25 protein-coding genes are annotated in these 18,040 nt (G+C 60.8%); all 25 read left to right on the plus strand.

The window, feature by feature from the left end:
• Positions 1-99 precede the first annotated feature (99 nt).
• The 25 genes from ACI3GR_RS19395 (at position 100) to lysC (ending at position 17,965) form a co-directional block, all read left to right on the plus strand.
• On the plus strand, positions 100-1,440 hold the full coding sequence (locus tag ACI3GR_RS19395) for a phage major capsid protein (RefSeq protein ID WP_407496835.1): 1,341 nt from the start codon (positions 100-102) through the stop codon (positions 1,438-1,440).
• A gap of 102 nt (positions 1,441-1,542) precedes the next feature.
• Positions 1,543-2,001, plus strand: coding sequence for a hypothetical protein (locus ACI3GR_RS19400; protein WP_407496836.1), 459 nt, complete (start codon positions 1,543-1,545; stop codon positions 1,999-2,001).
• Positions 1,998-2,399 carry a hypothetical protein gene (locus ACI3GR_RS19405; RefSeq protein ID WP_407496838.1) on the plus strand — a complete coding sequence of 134 codons (402 nt, stop codon included), beginning with the start codon at positions 1,998-2,000 and terminating at the stop codon, positions 2,397-2,399. Before ACI3GR_RS19400 ends, ACI3GR_RS19405 begins: the two co-directional genes overlap by 4 nt.
• A 14-nt stretch (positions 2,400-2,413) precedes the next feature.
• The gene (locus ACI3GR_RS19410) at positions 2,414-2,995 is read left to right on the plus strand and encodes a hypothetical protein (protein ID WP_407496840.1); all 582 of its coding nucleotides are present in this window, start codon (positions 2,414-2,416) and stop codon (positions 2,993-2,995) included.
• Positions 2,995-3,330: a phage head completion protein gene (locus ACI3GR_RS19415; RefSeq protein ID WP_407496841.1), complete on the plus strand. Its 336-nt coding sequence runs from the start codon at positions 2,995-2,997 to the stop codon at positions 3,328-3,330. Before ACI3GR_RS19410 ends, ACI3GR_RS19415 begins: the two co-directional genes overlap by 1 nt.
• On the plus strand, positions 3,323-3,778 hold the full coding sequence (locus ACI3GR_RS19420; protein WP_407496843.1) for an HK97-gp10 family putative phage morphogenesis protein: 456 nt from the start codon (positions 3,323-3,325) through the stop codon (positions 3,776-3,778). Before ACI3GR_RS19415 ends, ACI3GR_RS19420 begins: the two co-directional genes overlap by 8 nt.
• Positions 3,778-4,182 (plus strand): tail completion protein gp17, encoded by a 405-nt coding sequence (gene gp17, locus ACI3GR_RS19425; RefSeq protein ID WP_407496845.1) that lies wholly within the window; start codon positions 3,778-3,780, stop codon positions 4,180-4,182. Before ACI3GR_RS19420 ends, gp17 begins: the two co-directional genes overlap by 1 nt.
• Position 4,183: 1 nt before the next feature.
• Complete coding sequence (locus ACI3GR_RS19430) at positions 4,184-4,615, plus strand: phage tail tube protein (protein ID WP_407496847.1); 432 nt, start codon at positions 4,184-4,186, stop codon at positions 4,613-4,615.
• Between the two features lie 3 nt (positions 4,616-4,618).
• On the plus strand, positions 4,619-5,008 hold the full coding sequence (locus ACI3GR_RS19435; RefSeq protein WP_407496849.1) for a hypothetical protein: 390 nt from the start codon (positions 4,619-4,621) through the stop codon (positions 5,006-5,008).
• Positions 5,009-5,022: 14 nt separating this feature from the next.
• Positions 5,023-5,331, plus strand: coding sequence for a hypothetical protein (locus ACI3GR_RS19440; RefSeq protein WP_407496851.1), 309 nt, complete (start codon positions 5,023-5,025; stop codon positions 5,329-5,331).
• Positions 5,328-7,346 carry a phage tail tape measure protein gene (locus ACI3GR_RS19445; RefSeq protein ID WP_407496852.1) on the plus strand — a complete coding sequence of 673 codons (2,019 nt, stop codon included), beginning with the start codon at positions 5,328-5,330 and terminating at the stop codon, positions 7,344-7,346. The genes ACI3GR_RS19440 and ACI3GR_RS19445 overlap by 4 nt, the downstream gene beginning before the upstream one ends.
• Positions 7,346-7,948, plus strand: coding sequence for a hypothetical protein (locus ACI3GR_RS19450; RefSeq protein ID WP_407496853.1), 603 nt, complete (start codon positions 7,346-7,348; stop codon positions 7,946-7,948). Before ACI3GR_RS19445 ends, ACI3GR_RS19450 begins: the two co-directional genes overlap by 1 nt.
• Positions 7,945-8,553 (plus strand): hypothetical protein, encoded by a 609-nt coding sequence (locus tag ACI3GR_RS19455; RefSeq protein ID WP_407496854.1) that lies wholly within the window; start codon positions 7,945-7,947, stop codon positions 8,551-8,553. Before ACI3GR_RS19450 ends, ACI3GR_RS19455 begins: the two co-directional genes overlap by 4 nt.
• Positions 8,550-8,969: a DUF6950 family protein gene (locus ACI3GR_RS19460; protein ID WP_407496855.1), complete on the plus strand. Its 420-nt coding sequence runs from the start codon at positions 8,550-8,552 to the stop codon at positions 8,967-8,969. The genes ACI3GR_RS19455 and ACI3GR_RS19460 overlap by 4 nt, the downstream gene beginning before the upstream one ends.
• Positions 8,970-8,971: 2 nt before the next feature.
• On the plus strand, positions 8,972-12,370 hold the full coding sequence (locus ACI3GR_RS19465) for a hypothetical protein (protein ID WP_407496857.1): 3,399 nt from the start codon (positions 8,972-8,974) through the stop codon (positions 12,368-12,370).
• On the plus strand, positions 12,367-12,954 hold the full coding sequence (locus ACI3GR_RS19470; RefSeq protein WP_407496859.1) for a DUF4376 domain-containing protein: 588 nt from the start codon (positions 12,367-12,369) through the stop codon (positions 12,952-12,954). The genes ACI3GR_RS19465 and ACI3GR_RS19470 overlap by 4 nt, the downstream gene beginning before the upstream one ends.
• Positions 12,955-12,966: 12 nt before the next feature.
• The gene (locus ACI3GR_RS19475) at positions 12,967-13,152 is read left to right on the plus strand and encodes a hypothetical protein (RefSeq protein WP_407496860.1); all 186 of its coding nucleotides are present in this window, start codon (positions 12,967-12,969) and stop codon (positions 13,150-13,152) included.
• Positions 13,152-15,185, plus strand: a complete 2,034-nt coding sequence (locus ACI3GR_RS19480) for a tail fiber domain-containing protein (RefSeq protein ID WP_407496862.1) — start codon at positions 13,152-13,154, stop codon at positions 15,183-15,185. Before ACI3GR_RS19475 ends, ACI3GR_RS19480 begins: the two co-directional genes overlap by 1 nt.
• A gap of 14 nt (positions 15,186-15,199) precedes the next feature.
• The gene (locus ACI3GR_RS19485; protein WP_407496864.1) at positions 15,200-15,442 is read left to right on the plus strand and encodes a hypothetical protein; all 243 of its coding nucleotides are present in this window, start codon (positions 15,200-15,202) and stop codon (positions 15,440-15,442) included.
• On the plus strand, positions 15,439-15,828 hold the full coding sequence (locus ACI3GR_RS19490; protein WP_407496866.1) for a DUF7936 family protein: 390 nt from the start codon (positions 15,439-15,441) through the stop codon (positions 15,826-15,828). Before ACI3GR_RS19485 ends, ACI3GR_RS19490 begins: the two co-directional genes overlap by 4 nt.
• A gap of 111 nt (positions 15,829-15,939) precedes the next feature.
• The gene (locus tag ACI3GR_RS19495; protein WP_407496867.1) at positions 15,940-16,233 is read left to right on the plus strand and encodes a hypothetical protein; all 294 of its coding nucleotides are present in this window, start codon (positions 15,940-15,942) and stop codon (positions 16,231-16,233) included.
• A 119-nt stretch (positions 16,234-16,352) separates the two neighbouring features.
• On the plus strand, positions 16,353-16,664 hold the full coding sequence (locus ACI3GR_RS19500; RefSeq protein ID WP_407496869.1) for a hypothetical protein: 312 nt from the start codon (positions 16,353-16,355) through the stop codon (positions 16,662-16,664).
• 77 nt (positions 16,665-16,741) lie between these two features.
• A complete protein-coding gene (locus ACI3GR_RS19505) occupies positions 16,742-17,455 on the plus strand; it encodes a lysozyme (protein ID WP_407496871.1) in 714 nt (237 codons plus the stop codon).
• Complete coding sequence (locus ACI3GR_RS19510) at positions 17,425-17,778, plus strand: hypothetical protein (RefSeq protein WP_407496873.1); 354 nt, start codon at positions 17,425-17,427, stop codon at positions 17,776-17,778. Before ACI3GR_RS19505 ends, ACI3GR_RS19510 begins: the two co-directional genes overlap by 31 nt.
• The gene (lysC, locus tag ACI3GR_RS19515; protein ID WP_407496875.1) at positions 17,750-17,965 is read left to right on the plus strand and encodes an Rz1-like lysis system protein LysC; all 216 of its coding nucleotides are present in this window, start codon (positions 17,750-17,752) and stop codon (positions 17,963-17,965) included. Before ACI3GR_RS19510 ends, lysC begins: the two co-directional genes overlap by 29 nt.
• The last annotated feature ends 75 nt before the right edge of the window (positions 17,966-18,040 follow it).

The following is an 18,040-nucleotide window of genomic DNA, read 5'->3' on the forward strand; positions in this document are numbered from 1 at the left end:
TCTAACGAAATTCGGGCGTCGGTTTCGGCGTCCGCTGTCTGCCCTGGCGCGATTGCGCGGCGGGGTTCATCGCCCGTTTACGCGGGGCAATGTCCAATCATGAAAGGAAATCTTATGGCGGACATCAACGATCTGCGCCGCAAACGCAAAGCGGCGGCGGACAAAATGGGGGCGACCGCAGACGCGCTGTCGGCCCTGAACGACACGGGCGAAGCGTCCCAGGATGATCTGAGCGCGGCGCAGGCCGAGTTCGACGCGGCGCAGGCCGAGTTCAAGAAGCACGACGCGGCAGTAAAGCGGGCCGAAGAAGTCGAGGCCGCGCAGGCGGCATCTGCTGCCCCGTCTGAACCGTCGACCCCGGTGCAGGGCGCTGCGGCATCTGCCCCGGCGCAGGTGCAGGAACCGGGCCTGCGTTTCGGCGCGATGTTGCGCACGCTGGCAGCGGCGGGCGGCGACATGAACCGCGCCCGTGACATCGCAGAAGCGAATGGCCAAAGTGGTCTGTTCACGGCAAATCAGAATGCCACGATCGGTGGTGCTGGCGGTGTCTTCGTGGCCGAAGACATTTCGGATGAAGTGATCGAACTGCTGCGTCCGAGAACTGTTGTTATGGCATCGGGCGTGATCGCCGTGCCCATGCCATCGGGCAACCTGACGCAGAACCGCCGGAAGACCGGGGGCAATTTCGGTTACGGCGAGGAAAACGCCGACATCGGCAAGACTGGTTACACCTACGGCCAGATGAAGCTGTCAGCCAAAAAGCTGTCGGGCCTTATTCCGATTTCCAATGACCTGCTGTCGTTTTCGTCCACCGCTGTTGACCGGATGGTGCGCGATGACGCGCTGGACGATGCCGGTGTTGCGATGGATCTAAATTTCTTGCGCAGCAAGGGCACCAATTCCAGCCCGCTTGGTCTGCGCTGGCAATTGGATGGCACGCCTTTCGAGGCCACCAACGTGCTGACCATGACCGCAGCGCCCGATCTGCAGAAGGTCGACAACGATCTGGGCGCGCTGGAACTGGCCCTGTCGAATGGCAACATCCCGATTTTGGGGGCGGTCTGGTTCCTGTCGCCGCGCACGGCCAATTTCCTGCGCAACCTGCGCGACGGAAATGGCAACAAAGCCTATCCCGAAATGGCCGATGGCAAGCTGCGGAACAAGCCGTATTTCGAAACCACGCAGATTCCCGACAATCTGGGCGACGGTGGCGACGAGTCCGAAATCATGCTGGTACATCCCAAGCATGTGGTGGTCGGTGAAACCAACGGCATCAATATCGCGATGTCGTCGGAAGCGGCCTATCGCGATGAAAACGGTGATCTGCAATCGGCGTTTTCGCGCGATGAAACCCTGATGCGCATGATCATGCAGCACGACATTGGCCTGCGCCACCTTGCGGCGCTGGCCGTCATGCAGGGCGTGACCTGGGGCGCGTAAACCGCGCGTCGGTCGGCCCGGCCTGACCATGGCCGGATAATGCACGCGCCCGCCCTGATCTGGGGCGGGCGTTCTTAAACCAATCCAATCGGAGTTCATGAAATGAAGCTGATGAAAAATATCGGTGCGCTGGTTGCTGTCATGCGGGCTGCAGCTAACACCGCAGTCACGGCGGGCGGCGCGGGCGATGCCACGCTGGTCACCGGGGCCATTCTGGATCGCCAGGCGAAAGCGATGCCCCTGTCGGGTGTTCTGGCCATCCCTTACGCCGCCACGCTGGCCCAGGGCGAAACGCTGTCGATCGCTTACGTTGTCGAATCCGGCAATGCCGACGACCTGGCGGATGCCGTTGATCTGGTCAGCGCGACCGCTGCAGTCGTGGCGACTGGCCCGACCGGCGGCGGCACCGTCACGGGCGTGTTTGAGGTTGATTTAAACCTTAGCCCGGCAGGCCGCTATGTGCGCGCCAAGTTCACGCCAGACCTGTCCGCAGCTGATACTGACACCGCAGCCCTGTCTGCCGTGATGGTCGTCGGTGGCACCAACGAGGTGCCGGTATGAGCCGCCGGGTCGTAAAGTTTGTTCGGCCTTGGCGCGCGTATCAGCCCGGCGAAAAGGCCGGGTTTACTGAGGCTGTGGCGCAGCAGCTGATCGACGCGGGCAAGGCCGTGGATCCGTCTGACAGTGCGGCAGTTGAGCCGCCGAAGCAGGGCCGCAAGGCGAAAACCGCCAAGGCCCCGGCAAAGTCTGCTGCCAAGTCTGCGCCGAAAGCCGCTGAAACGGGTGCCCCGCCGAAGCAAGGCGCGAAGGCCAAGGCCGATGACACCGTGGCTGGCGGTAGTGGTGACGACACGCTCGCCGCAGGCAGCGGCGACGACAGCCTGCCCGGCACCAGCGGCGACGACACGCTGGCCGCTGGTAGCGGTGACGACACCGTGACCGGCGGCGCGGGCAGCTAAGAAGGGGCCGGGCGATGCGATATGTGGATGACGCGGAAAAGCCGCTGCTGGTGAGTGTCGAGGCGTTCAAGTCGGCGGTGCACATCATGGCCGATGATCTGGTCGATGACACGCATCTGACGCTGTTTTTGAAAGCGGCGCAGGAAGCTGTTGAAACTGCCGTTCACATCCCTGCAGCGCCCGGCCTTTACGAATTTGACATCGGGTTTTCCGGTGGCAGCTGGCGGCGGTACTGGTTTCCCTGCCGCCCTGTGACGGAGTTGGCCAAGATCGAGGTCAACGACGCGGCGGGCGCGTGGGTTGAACAGGACATGACAGATGTGCGCCTGATCGCGCCGCACAATGAACCGCAGCTGCTGCTGCCCGATGGCTGGTCGGGCTGGTCAGAGGATGTGGACCGGATGCGGATCACCGCGACCTGCGGCGGGGCCTGCCCGGCGCAGATGGGCCAGGCGATGATCCTGATGGTCAATGACTGGTTGAAGGCCGGGATCGAGGCAGAAGAACGATATGAAACGCCGATCGTCGCCATGGGCGTGCATCGGCTGATGCGTCAGGTGCGCTACAATCGCCCCTGCGTCACGCGGTTTGATTGATGCAGCGGAACCGTTTGCTGCATGTTCTGCGCCTGGATGCGGGCGCGCGGGATGCTTTGAACTGGCCCGCCGAAGGCTGGACAGAGGCGGGCCGGGTTTACGCGGGTTTTTCGCCCGCCGGGACCGATCAGCAGGACATCGGGGATGCGTCGGTGCAAGTGTCCAAGGGCACGTTTCGGGTGCGCGACAATGCGTTGACCCGATCGGTGACGACCGCCGACCGAGTGCGCGTGCGCGGCGTCGTCTGGCGGGTCACGGGGAATGATCCTGTCGTCGGCAAGCGTGGCGGGTATCGCGACATCACGGCAGTGCAGCGGAGTGCGGACAATGACTAAAGACATCATGCGCTTTGAAGGTGGCAAGGAATTGGAACAGGCGTTGCGGGCGTTGCCCGGCACGACCGCGCGGGCCAGTGCCCGGCGCGTCATGAAGGGCGCGGGCGAGATCGTGGCGCGGGCCGCGCAGGCGCTGGCCCCAGTTCTGACGGGCGAGCTGGTCGAAAGCTATGGCATCGGCACGCAGCTGACCCGCCGACAAAGGCGTGCAGCACGCGGCGGCGACAAGGCGGATGTCGAAGTTTTTATCGGGCCTGGCGAGGGCGGCTATCAAGCGGGTCTGCAAACTGAGTTTGGGAACGAACATCAGGCTGCGCAGCCGCATTTGCGCCCGGCCTTTGATGCCAATGTGCGCAATGTGCTGGATCACATTTCGCGCGAATGGTGGGCCGACATCGAAAAGACGCTGGCCCGCCGGGCGCGCAAATTGGCACGGCAGGCACGCTGATGCATGAGGCAGTCACGGCGTTGATGCTGAACCATGCGCCGCTGGTGGCGCTGGTCGGTGATCGGGTGCATTGGCAGGTTTTGCCCGATGGCGGCGCGGTTTTTCCCTATGTCATCCTGCAGGATGTCGGCGGGGGGCAGGGGTATTATTCCAAGGGGCCAGACGGGCTGCACCGCACGCGGCTGCAGGTCGACAGCTACGCCGACAACCCCTTGGGCGTTCTGACGCTGCAGCGGCTGATCGAAAGTCTGCTGTTAGGGTATCGCGGCACGATCGCAGAAACAGAGATTCAGGGCGTGTTCCCTGACGGGGTGCGCGATCTGTCGCCGCCCAAAGGCAAAGACGATCAGCGGCTGTTCCGCCGGTCGCATGATTTCATCATTTTCTGGCGAAAGGATCAATGAAATGACGGATGAAGCAAAGATCGGCGTTAACGCCGATTTCAAGCGTGGTGACGGTCAAGAGGCCGAGGCGTTTGCCACGGTTGGCGAGGTGGTCGATGTGGTGCTGCCGAAGTTTACCGCTGACAAGATCGACGCCACGCATTCCAAATCGCCGGGCAAATACCGCGAGTTCATCAAGGGCCTGCGTCAGCTGGAGGAATTCAGCTTGGAGATCCATTACGATTCCACGTCGCAGAATGCGGCGGACGTTTTCGCGGATTTCGCGTCGGATGATCCGAAAAATTATCAGGTCGTAGATGCGGACACGTCGACGTTCACCTTTGCCGCGCATGTGATCGGGATCGAGGCGGGCACGCCGACTGCCGACAAACAGGTCATGACGGTGACCTTTGCGCCGACAGGTCAGCCGACCATGGCCCTGGCCACGGCATAACCCATGGCCAACGCAACCAAAGGGCAGAAGGCCGTCGAGGCTGGCGGGCAGACCTACATCATCGAATTTTCGGCCAATGGGTTCTGTGAATTGGAGGATGCAACGGGCAAAAGCACGATGCAGTTTCTGACCGATCTGGACGCGCAGGCGCAGGCCGAGGATGTGCGGTTTAAGGATGTGCGTCTGTTGTTCTGGGCCGGGCTGCAAGAGCATCACGAGGGCCTTAGTCAGCGTGATGCCGGGCGCATCATGAAAGAGGTGGGCGGCTTTGAAAAGGCGATGACGCTTATTCAGGATGCCGTGACCTTGGCGCTGCCGCAGGCCCCTGACGATACGGGTCAGGATCAGCCGGGGTCGGAGGGCGGGGCAAACCCTCCGACAGCGACGGCCTAAACTGGCCGTCGCTTTTGTCCAGCTGGATCGCGGCGGGGCTTGATGAGGCGCGGTTCTGGCACGCTACGCCGCGATATATCAAGCTGTGCATTGATGCTGCTGTGAAGCGCCTGCAGCGGGAGTCTGATCTGCTGGACGCGCAAGCCTGGAACGTGGGCCGTTTGGTTCTGCGCGCCTATCACAACCCGACAAAATATCCGTCATATCGTGAGGCATTTCCGCCGCGATCGGCTGGACCGAAACGCCCGAAAACGGGGCGTGAAATCATGTCTAGCCTGATGCAGCTGAACGCCGCCTTGGGTGGAAAGGTAATCCGAAAATGAGCATGAAAGCCGTGGTCGGCGCATTGCGCGTGGTCCTGGGAATGGATTCCGCGCAGTTCAACAAAGGCGCGACGGATGCCGAAAAGCGCGCCGCCGGGATGCGCAAAACCTTCGACCGCGTGGGGCGGGGCATGTCGAGTTTCGGCAAGGCCATGTCGGTCGGCGTCACGGCACCGTTAACCGCATTGGTCGCGGGGGCACGCAGCGCGTCTGCAGCGATGGCTGATCTGGACAATCAGGCCAAGGTCGCGGGCGTTGGCGTGCAGCGGTTCAAGGAAATGTCGCTGGCTGTCAAAGGGCTGGGCGTCGACAGTGACCAATTGTCGGACATTCTGAAGGATGTGAACGACAAGATGGGTGACTATTTCCAGAACGGCGCAGGCCCGATGGCCGATTTCTTTGACAATATCGCGCCCAAAGTCGGATTGACCGCCGAAGCCTTCAAGGGGCTGTCGTCTGACCAGGCGCTGCTGAAATACGTGAAAGCCCTGCAGGATGCCAACGTCAGCCAATCTGAAATGACGTTTTATCTGGAAGCCCTGGCCAGCGATGCCACGGCGCTGCTGCCCGCCTTGATCAACAACGGTGCGGCGATCGAAGAAACCGCCAAGCGCGCGCGCGAACTGGGGCTGGCCCTGGATGAGGGCACGATCGCGAAAGCCCGTGAGGCGCGCGGCGAATTCGGGCTGGTCGCGGATGTGATGAAAACACGGCTGCAGGCCGCGCTGCTGCCCCTGGGTCAGTCCTTTGCGCAGCTGGCCGAAACGGCCATGCCCGTGCTGATCGACCTGGCAAATCGTGCCGCGTCGATTGTCGAGGCGTTCGGCAACCTTTCCCCCGAAATGCAGGAATTGATCGTCAAGGCTGGTTTGATCGCAGCCGCCGTTGGCCCTGCGGCGTTGGCGCTTGGCGGGCTGGTGCTGGCGTTGAAGCCATTGGCCGGGCTGTTTGTTGCGCTGACATCGCCGGTCGGGGCCGTTGTCGCCGCAATCGCCGGGTTAAGTTGGGTGATCTGGCGGAACCGTGAAGCGATTGCACAATGGTTGGCTGATGTTTATGACAAGGCCCTTGAGATCCCTGAGAAAATTGGAAGCGCGATTTCGTCTGGTGTCGGTGTCGTAACTGATGCGCTTGCAAAGATTTGGGAGGCTATCAAGGCCGAGGTAACCAGCTGGCCGGGGCGCGTCGTGCAATCGGGCAAAGATCTGGTCGGCGGCATTGTTGAAGGCATTAAGGGGAGTATTCCGAAAGCCACGTCAGCGGGGCGGAACGCCGCCCGCGCGGCAGCGCGTGGCTTTGAAGACGAATCTGAAATCAATTCACCGTCGCGCGTGTTCATGCGCCTGGGCCAGTTCCTGATGGACGGTCTGGCCCTGGGCATTCAGGGCAGCACGGGCAAGGCGACAGAACAGATGCGACAGGCATCGGTTGGCATTTCGGCGCAGATGGCGGCGGGGTCGTCGGGTGTCGAGGGTGTGACGCAATCGGTCAAGGATCTGGGCGAGACATCGGGCGGCGTTTTTGAGCGCATGGGCGGTTGGCTGGTCGGTCTGGCCAAGGGCACGCGCACCTTGCGCGGCACGGTTTCACAGCTGATGTCGACCTGGGGCAGCAATCTGATGCGGTCGGGCATGTCCAGCCTTGGCGGGTTTTTCCAGAAAAGCATGGGGCCGGTCGGTGGTGGGCTGCTGACGGGTATCCTGGGCGGTTTGCTGGGGTTTGCTGATGGCGGATCGTTCCAGGTGGGCGGCGCAGGTGGGATCGACAGTCAGCTGGTCGCCTTCAAAGCCAGCCCCGATGAAACCGTGTCGATCACGAAACCGGGGCAGCAGATGGCCGGCGGTGCAAATCAGCCCGGCGGTGTCATCGAACTGGTCGTGCGGGCCGACAAGGGCGTGTTTGTCGACATCGCCCGGAATGAAGCGGGTGTCGTCATGCGCCAGGGCGCGGCAGAAATCAACGCGGCGCTGCCCGATCGCGTTCTGGAAATCGTTGAAAATCCGAGGGATCGTTGATGCAGCCCGTGACCTTTTTGGATGACCTGTTGCGCAGCACATCGGTGACGTTCGACCTGGCCCGAAATGAGGAAATGTCGACCGCCGGATCGGGTGACATCTGGGGCGCTGAACAGGCCCCGCCCTTGTGGGTTGCAGGCATCAGCCTGGCCGATGTGTCGCGCGATGTGGCGGCGATGATCGACGCGCGCGTGCGGTATCTGGGCACGAATGGCACGGCGCTGATCAGTGACCCGCTGCAGCCGATTTTGGATGTGCCCGGCCCCGTCACCGTGGCTGCGATCGCATCCGATCGGGGCAGTCTGTCGTTGGCTGGTCTGCCAGCGGGTCAGGCCATCACGGGCGGCGTGCGCCTGTCGGTGGAGCATGGGGTCAATCGGGTGTTTTACGGCGAACTGGCATTTGATGCCGTGGCAGACGGGGCGGGCGTTACGCCGCTGATGCCGGTGACGCCTTGGATCGCTTACGGTGTGCAGGCAGGGCAGTCGGTCGAACTGGCGCGTCCTGTCTGTAAAATGGCTGTCGTCGGTCATCAGCCGCACAAGGGCGACATGGATGGCAACGGGCGCGGGGCGTCCCTGCAGCTGAGGCAGAAGTTTTGAGAATTTTTCCGGCATCGTATCTGCAGGCGCTGCAGGATGTGCCTGAACAGGGCGGCGGCGTTGCGCATTTTTTCTACATCGAGCCGCGCGATCGCCAGACCGGCGACGTGGTGCCCTATGCCTTTTGGACCGGGCAAGAGGATGTGCCGGTAACGGTGACCCGGCCCGATGGTGTCGAGGTCACCCGCACATATCTTGGCAATCGCGGGCTGATCGTCGGCAGCATCAGCTATGTGGGCACGCTGACCAGTCAAAGCGTTTCGGTCAGCCTGTCGCAGTCGGAACCGGAGCCGCAAGAAATCGTCAGGCAGCATGATGCACAGCGGGCCTATTGCGAGATTTACACCGCTGTCATGAACAAGGGCGCGTTTCCCGGCCCGCCGCAGCTGGAATGGGTTGGTGTCTTGGATAAGGCCCCGATCAAAACGCCCGCGATCGGTGGCAGGGGCCAGATCGCGCTGACCATCCGGTCGGAAATGATGTGGCAGCTGGGCCGATCGAACCCGGCCAAGTCATCGCATGAACATCAGCGTCGGCGTCGGTCGGATGATGATTTTTGCAAATACGCCACACTGGCCGAAAGCCGAAAGGTTCTGCTGTCATGATCCTGACCCGCCGAAGCGATTGGAACGCGCGCCTGGCCGCGCATCTGTCGACGGTCGATCGCCTGCCGATGAATTGGACGGGCAGCGATTGTTTGTTGCATCTGGTCGGTCGCGGGGTTGAGGCCATGACGGATGTGGATCCCGTGGCGCAACTGCGCGGGCGCTATACGACCGCGCGGGGCGCTGTGCGCGTCATGCGGAATGAAGGCCATGCCACGCTGGCTGATGCTGTCGCGGCGCATCTGCCAGAAATCCATCCATCACGCGCGCAGGCGGGCGACATCGCCGCCATTCCGTCAGATGACGGATTTGGATTCGCCCTTGGGCTGGTCGGCGGGTCGGTGCTGCATGTCATGGCCGAGGAAGGCCGCGCGGTGGTGCCGCGATCGCTGATGACGCGGGCGTTCAAGGTCTGATCATGCTGAACATTATCGTTTTTACCCTAGTGCTGATCGTCAGCGCCGGGCCTGCCGACGCGGGCGTTGTCGCCGCTGCGGTCAGTGCGGTTGTCGGATTCCTTGGGTCGGGCACGGTTGGGGCTGCGCTGCTGCGGATCGGTCTTGGATTGGGCATCAAGGCCATCGCCCGAAAAATCGCGGAAAAGCGGGCACAGCGAAACGCGGTGAAAACCGAAGCCGTGATCGAATACGGCGACGACCGATCGGGCACCTTTGTCATGGGCGATGGTGTCACCGCAGGCCGGTTGAAATACCGCAATTACACCGGCAGCGGTAACAACCTGATCGTCGACGTGATCGAACTGTCGGTGCTGCCGCAGGGGCCGTTGGAGGCGGTGTATTGCGATGGCGTTCTGGCCACGCTGGTCGATGGCGCCAATCCTGAACGCGGCAAGGTCGTCAGCGATTTTGATGTCAACGGATCGCCGCGGTTCTGGATTAAGTATTACGATGGCACGCAGACCGAAGCCGACGCCAATCTGATCGCCTTGTTCGGGAATGATCCTGAACAGCCTTGGACCGACAAGATGATCGGCACAGGCAAGGCGTATATCATCGCCTATTGGTGGCGGGCTGATAACCCGCGCCAGTTCCCCACGCAGAAATATAAGCCCGGCCCGATCCGCCTGTATGATCCGCGCAACGATTCCACCAACGGCGGCGACGGTGCCGAACGGTGGGATGACCCGAAGACCTGGACCGGCACGGGTGACCGCAATCTGGCGGTGTGCGCCTATAACGAGGCGCGCGGCATTTACTGGCACGGTGACGGGGCCTTTGGCGAATGGGTGCATGGGGGGCGCAATCTGCCCGCCTGGCGTCTGCCGATTGATGAATGGATCGCCGCGATGAATGCGGCCGATGAGGATCGGACCCTGGCGGCAGGCGGCACCGAAAAAGCCTGGCACGGTGGCGGCGAAATCGACATTGCAGGCGATGCCCTGACCCTGTTGGAAGAAATTGGCAATTGCGCGACCATGCGGTTTGCCGAGGTCGGCGGGATGTTGAAGCCGATGTTGGGCGTGCCCGTGGGCAGCGTGCTGTCGATCACCGACGATGATGTGATCGTGTCCGAGGAATCCGAGTTGGACCCGTTCCCGTCGATCGGGCAATCGTTCAACGCCCTGCAGGGAACCTATCCAGAACCCGCCGAAGGGTTCGCCACAAAAGATGCGCCGGAATACATCAGCAACAGCGGGCTTGATGCCGGTGTCGGTGACAATCCAACATCACAATCTTATCCCCTGCTTTCATCGGTGACGCGCGTGCAGCGCGCGATGCGCGCGCAGATGGAAGACTTCAGGCGTCCAGCCAAGCACCAGATCAACCTGCCGCCGATGGCGCGCACGGTCGAACCGATCGTTGATGCGATCAGCTGGACATCGGCGAAAAACGGATACGTCAACAAGCTGTTCATTGTGTCGCGGGCCGACCACGCCGCCAATCTGAACGTGATGCTGGGGCTAGAAGAAGTTGACCCGTCAGATTCGGATTGGTCGCCAGAGTTCGAAACGCCGGTCAGTTTTCCCGCGCCGGTCGTGCCTGTCGCGCCATTGCAGGCGGTGCCGAATTTCGGGGCGGTGCCTGCGGTTCTGTATGACGAACTGGGCGCGGAAATCGGCACGACGATCAAGGTCTATTGCGACGGCGACGAACCGGGGATCAGCGATGTGATCGTGCAATGGCGCGTTGACGGGGAAACCGTCACGACCGATGCAAGGTTCGAGTATGTCGCGCCGTTCCAATGGCTGCTGCCATCCATGTCGCCCGATTTGCTGGTGCAGGTGCGGATGCTGCTGAAATCCAGCCTGACGCCGCGCTGGCAATGGTCGGATTGGGTGCAGCTGCGCACCTTTGACATCCGGCCAGGCGTGGCTGATCTGGATCCTGCTGTCTTTGACCATGTGCGCGATCTGGCGGCGCAGATCGTTGACGAAAAAGAACTGGTCAACCTTCTGCGGCAGCGCATCCGGTGGCTGACGGACGCCATGGAGCGGATGCAGGACGGCCAACAGACGGCCATCCTGAATGAATACACGGCGCGCGGCGCGCTGTCGGCTCAGCTGACCCAAACGGCAGAGGCGCTGGCAACAGAGGATGAGGCGCAGGCCGCGCTGATCGCGCAGCTGCTGGCTGACCTGTCCGATTTGGAAACCGACCTGCAGGCGCAGGCAACGGCGCTGTCGGGGCTGGAAACCCGCGTGACCAACACGGAAGCAGAAACGACGGTGCAGGCCGCGCAGATCGTGGCGCTGACATCTGATTTGGCCGATGCCGAGGCTGACGTTGCGGCCAATGCCACGGCCATCGGATCGCTTGGTACGCGCGTCACGGCGGCGGAAGGCACGATCACCGTGCATTCTGCGGACATCAGCAGCCTGACCGCTGATTTGAACGCGGCAGAACTTGGCGTGACGACCAATGCGTCGGCCATTTCCGGTCTTGATACGCGGTTGCTATCGGCAGAGGGATCGATCACGTCGCAAGCGTCGGATATCACCGCGTTGCAGGCCGGTTTGTCGGATGCAGAGGCGGACATCGCGGGGCAGGCCACGGCGACAAGCGCGCTGGATGCGCGGGTGACGCAGAACGAGGGCGACATAACGGCTGTCGTCACCGATTACACAAACCTGAATGCGACGGTCGGCAGTCTATCGGCAGATGTCACAGCCAACGCCACGGCCTTTGCGAATTTCGAGGGGGCCTTTGCTGAATACACGGTCGGGGCCTACGTCGACGGGGCCACGTCGAACATCACGCTGACCGCGATCAAGCTGTCTGATGGTACGGCGGCGTCTGAGGTCATTCTTGACACTGACGTTTTCAAGATCCTCAGCAATCTGACTATTTTCGGGGGCGTCCTGCAGTCGGATAACTGGGGAACAGGTGATCCGACACAATGGCAGTTTGGCGCAGATGGAGTTATTGAGGCACCTGGTCTGGTTCTTGACGGCAATGCCGTGGTCGTGCCGATTACGGTGTCGTCGGCCACCAATGTCTACATGCCGAGTTCCGGGGCTGACATTTTAGAGGTCGACATTACGCTGCCACGCGATGCGACGATCACGGTGCTGTTTCAGGCGTCCATGTTCTTGAGCGGGGCCGAGGATGATCTGTGCGATTACAGTTCCTATTTTTCGGTCTACGTGTTGAATCTCGACACCAGCGCCGATGGCTACCCTTATTCAAGCCGATCGACGCGGTTGAAATTGCAGGACCGCACGCTTGCTTGGGGCGGGGCATACCCTGCGGGCAACTATCGGATCATCGTTTTCATGGATAGCACGGCGGCGGTCGGTTCGCCGACCGACACGGCCTATGTGACCGACGCGACAATGACAGTGATGGCGGTGGCATGATGTGGACCATTTTTTCGGAACACGGCACTGCGAACCGGACCTATCAAGGCCCGCGCGATCAGCTGGAACAGAATGTGCGCGCCGGGGAAACGTGGCAATCCGGCAATTGGCTTGGGCATTATCTGCAGAACTTTGAACCGCACAAAATCCCTGACCAACCGTCCGATCATCACCGCTGGAACGAACAGGCCCGCGAATGGCAGGATCCCCGATCCGACGCCGAAAAACGCCGCGCGATGCTGGCCGATCTGGGCCGTATCCGGTGGGGCGCGGAAACCGCTGGCATCACCCTGTCGGGCGGGGCGCGGGTCGCGACCACGCGCGAAAGTCAGGCGCAGCTGACCAGTATCATCATGGCGCACGACATGGGGCTTGCGTCTGGCGCGGTGCCGTTCAAGCGCGGTGACGGTTTCGCTGATCTGTCGGTGACGCAGTTGCGCACGATGGCCCGCGCTGTCGTCGCCCACGTCCAAGCCTGTTTCGCTGCCGAAAAACAGGTCGCGGCTGAAATCGAAGCCGCAGCCAACCCCGAAAAAATCGACATCCAAGCGCGGTTCGACGCCGTGCTGTCTGACCTCACCTGAAAGGGAAATCCAATGCCTAAATCTACCAAGACCGTCGCCCTTGATGATGCCGATCTGCGTGAAGCGGTCGCGCTTTGGGCGGCGCAGCGTGGCGATACGATCACGACCGATGATGTCACTGTCGGCGTAAAGACTGAGCGCGTCGACGGTCGGCCCCGCGCTGTGATCGACGTTCGCTATGATGAGGAAATCGGCTGATGGCTTGGCACAATGACGGCACGGTCGATCTGACCAACGGCAGCGCGGCTGTCAGCGGCACAGGCACCAATTTTTTGACGGGTGAGTTGAACCCCGGCGACGGTTTCGTGCATCTGGGCGTGGTCTATGAAATCGCGTCGATTGAAAGCGCCACGGCGCTGACGCTGGCAAAGCCCTTTGCGGGCACGACCGCCACGGGACAGACCTATGCCGCGTTCCGCACCACGCAATACCGCGCCGCGCTGGAACGCGATCTGAGCAACTACCTAGCCGAGTTGCGCGGCGGAAACCCGATCATCGCGGAAACGATCGCGCACAAGGACGACGCGGACAGCTATTTCGGGTTCCCGGCGAATGACAACTTCGCGGTGACGCTTGGGGGCGTGCAGCGGTTCGGGATCGATGCCAGCAAGACGTTTTCAAGCAAACGGCTGGTGATCACTGAAACCGGCAATGCTGGTGTCACTGATATTTCGTACGGCTCCTATGCTGGTGGGGCTTGGGTTAACACTCCCTCGGGCACAGGCGGGTATCTTGGGGTCGGCGGTAGTGGGGCTTTCAAGTGGGAAGCTAATCAACTTATCTTTTTCGCTTCTGGCGCTGAGAAGGCCCGTCTTACTTCGACGGGTCTTGGCATAGGAACGTCGTTACCTTCTACGCTTTTGCATCTAAGCAGCGCATCACCTGTAATAACCCTGACCGACAGTGACGGATCGGGCGCGGCGTCCACTGGTTACATGGAACTGAAAGACAGCGCAGGTGATTTACAGTGGCGTGTTGGCGGCAATTCGACAGGTACTCGCGACCTCTACTTGCAAGGTGCTGTAAGTGCGGGCATTCGCGTTTTGACCAACAGCGCAGAAAGGATGCGGATCACCGCTGACGGTAAAACTGGTATTGGTACAGGATCCCCCGACGCACTTTTGCACTTGGTGAGTACCGGGGTGAACCAATTGAGGATCGCCGGAACGAGTGGCCAAACTTACGGTTTCTTCGCGCAGGGTAACGGTTCATATGCCGCAATTGGATCATGGAACACCTATTCCCGCATTAACTTTTTTGCGGACACGGGGGTTATGACCTTTCAGGCTGTTGGAACTGAACGAATGCGGATGGCGGCTAACGGCAACGTCTCAATCGGTACAACCGCGACACCATACCCTCTCACCGTTACGAATGGGGGAGGTAGGGGTATCGAGTTTGGCCCCGGCTACAGCGGCGCTACCAACCTTATTCAGCACTATGACCGCTCTGTTTCGCAGTACCTGTCTGTCAACAATATAGCGGCTCAGCATTTATTCTCGATCAATAACTCAGAGAAAATGCGCCTAGACAGCAACGGAAACCTCATCGTCGGTGGAACAACGGCACCCAGCACGGCCAGCGGGCGTGGCAACATTACAATTAACGGGAGTTCCGAAGTCTTCTTAGGTATGACTGTCGGAGGGTCCACGAAGGGGTATCTGTACCATACAGGGTCAACACTTGTTCTCAGCAACGTCGCCAATGGCCCGATAACTCTTAACACCAATAACGTAGAGCGGGCGCGGATTGACGCCAGCGGTAGCCTTTTGGTCGGTTGCACGACCACTCCGGGTGCGTCTGTCAAAGGTTTCGCCGTTCGGACAAATGACCTGTTGAAGTCTGTAGATGTCACCACATCAGTCAATCAGGTCGTCTTTTATAACCCGAACGGTGCTGTCGGGACGATCAGCACGAATGGGTCGGCCACCACCTACAACACGTCATCTGGTCGTCATCTGAAAGAGAACATCGTTCCGTTCGACCGCAACAGCGGTGCGATGATCGACGCGCTGAAACCGTCAACCTTCGACTGGATCAACGGCCAGAAAAACACGCTTGGTTTCATCGCTGATGAATTCGCCCAAGTGTTCCCGCTTTCGGCACAGAAAGATGATCAGGGCCGCTGGTCCAGCATCGACGCCGGAACCCCCGAAGTAATCGCCACGATGGTGGCGGAACTGCAATCCCTGCGCCGCCGTGTGGCCGCGCTGGAAACACAAGCCGCTTAGCGAAAGGAAAGACTATGGAAATTAAACCCGGAGTGGATGATCTGGTGAAGCGTGAACGTGCGGATCAACAGGCCGCTACTGATCAGCAAAAGGATCAGGTGATCCAGCAGTTGCAAAGCATGTACAGCGAGGCTTGTGCGCAAATCGGGAACCTCAACGTGCAGGCGTCCCTGATGCAGCGCCAGATCGAACAGCAGACGCAGGCGCTACAGGCGGCGCAGGCAGAAATCGCAACCCTGAAAGGCGGTGCGGCATGAGTGTGCAAATCACTTGGAGCCTACGCGCTGACGTGCAGGCCGAAATGATCGTATCGGTTCCCGTCGAGGGCGGGGCCGATGGCGAAACCCAAGACCTGACGTTTTCGAATGTCGTTACATCGGTGCATTGGGATGTCGTCGCTGACGATGGCAACGATCACGTTCGCATCTACGGTGAACAGCACATCCCGGCCCCGACCGATCACGACAGCTATATCGACCTTTCCGATCTGCAGGACATGGACGCCGATACCCGCCATCAGACCATTTTGGGCTGGGCCGAGGCCATAGCGCCCGGATTTGTCGATGAGCAAGAGGCCAAGGTAACGCAAGCACTGGCCGATAAGATCGCCGCGCCAAGTGTTACCACGGTGTCGATCATCTAGCCCGGTAGGGCTTACGCTGCCACGCTGACAGGCGCGGCAATGTTTCGACGCCGGATAATCGGCGCGAAAACAGGCCGGGACAGGCCGCAATCCCAGACAAAGCGAGGCAGTATGACCGACGACGACAACGATCGGCTGTTGCGGGACATTTTCGAGCGTGTTCAGCACATCCCGGAAAACACAGACGGTCAGTGGTTTGATCGCGATGAAGTCGCCGCGCTGCGCGGTTTGGCCGAATACAGCGATGACATCCTTGCCGATTATAAAATGCGCCGGGCAAAACAGCTGATTTTTCGAGAATGGCGGGCCGCGATCGTGGCGGTGGCCATGTTCGTCAGCGCCGTTGTTGCGTTTCGCGATGATGCGCTGACCCTGATCAACACAATTCTGGGGGCGGAAAAATGAAGAACTTTGCGCGGCGGTTTGAATTGGTGTCTTGGGTTGTCCTACTGGTTTCTTTGGGTAGCTGGTTTCAGCCAGGGATTTATGAACGATTAGGCGTGCGGGCTGGTCAGCGGACTCCGGTGGTTGAAAGCGTTGATCTGCAGATGGTCTGGAAGTCCGAAACCGAAACGATCGTATCGGGATCCTTTGACCTGATCCGGCCTGAATGCAGTTTTCGCAAGATCAATATCAAACTGGTTGGTGACACGCGCGATGTCGACGTGCCGATGCAGTTTCTGGACGGTGCCAAGATCAGGTCTGGCGGTCCAAACGCTTTTGGGCCGTGGTTGATCGGGGCGAGTGTCGCGCGGTTGCGGGCTACGTCTGTTTGGACCGTGCGTCACAAGTGCCCCGGCGTTCCTTGGATGGTCGTTACGCGGTTTTATCCCTAGTCATCCATACGCATCGCTACCCTTTACTGCACATTCGCCCGGCCATCGCGCCGGGTTTTTTATTGAAAGGATCCCAAATGAAACTGATCGAAAACTGGCGCGACATCGCGCTGAAAGCCTGGAGCATGTGGGGCGTCTACGCCTTGATGCTGGTCAATATCGTGGCCTACGTGTTGCCGCAGTTTGAAACCGAAATGTCGGCGGGCTGGTATCAGGTGTTGACCGCGCTGTGCGCGCTTTTGATCGGGGTGGGCCGCTTGCTGGACCAGGCCGATCTGTCCGATTTCCTGCGCGATACGTCTGGCGCGATCCGAAAGAGGGCAGCGGCAGGTGTTGGCGCGGCGGCGATCGTCGCCGCTGCTGTCGGGTTTATCGAACCATGGGAAGGCACGCGGCTGAATGCCTATCAGGATGTCGTCGGCGTCTGGACGGTCTGCGCCGGGGAAACCCAAAACGTCCGCGCCGGGGATCGATACACGCAGGCTGAATGTGACGCGATGCTGGCCGATCGGGTGGCAGAGTTCCGCGACCGACTGCAGACCTGTCTGCCATCGCTGCCGAAGCTGCCGACGGGGGTGCAGGTCGCGTTCATCAGCTGGTCATACAACGTGGGCACGGGGGCCGCGTGTCGGTCAACGCTGGTGCGTAAGGCGAATGCAGGTGATGTGGTCGGTGCCTGCAATGAGTTGCCACGCTGGAACCGGGCCGGGGGGCGCGTCATTCGGGGCCTGACGAACCGGCGGCTGTCAGAACGGCAGCTATGCCTGACCGCGCTGGATCAGGCGACGTGATCGGGCGGTTGATCTGGCCCGTTGTCGCGGCGGTTTTAGTCGCTGCCCTGGGGTGGGCCTTTTGGTTGCGCGGTGACCTGGCGGCTGCGCGGGCTGATTTGACCGCAGTGCAGGATGATCTGGCCAAGGCTAGGCGGTCCAATGCCGCCCTGCAGGAACAGATCGCGCAGTCGCGCCTTGCGCGTGAGGTCGAGGCGGCGCGGGCTGCGCGTGCGCGTGAGGCGGCAGCAGCTGTGCAGGCAGAAATTGAAACCATTTACAGGACAATCAACGATGCGCCTTTGGATCCCGCCCTTGCTGATCGCATTAACCGCGTGCGCTGACCCCGAACAAGTTTACCTGCGGCCAGACATCCCGGCTGAAACCCTGACGCCGTGCCCGATCAGCGATCGCAAGGTGGTCACGGTCAACGACCTGGCCGCGCTGGCGATGGAACATCGCTTTTCTGCGGAATGCGCGAATGGTAAGATTGTGACGATCGCAGCCATTTTAAGCGGTAAACCGCAGTAATCACGCAAAAATCCCCCATAAAGCGATTATTTATGTTTTAAAGCAATGACATAAGGGTGCCGTGTGGGGGCACCA

This window comes from Pseudooceanicola aestuariicola, assembly GCF_045763785.1.
Lineage (GTDB): Bacteria > Pseudomonadota > Alphaproteobacteria > Rhodobacterales > Rhodobacteraceae > Pseudooceanicola.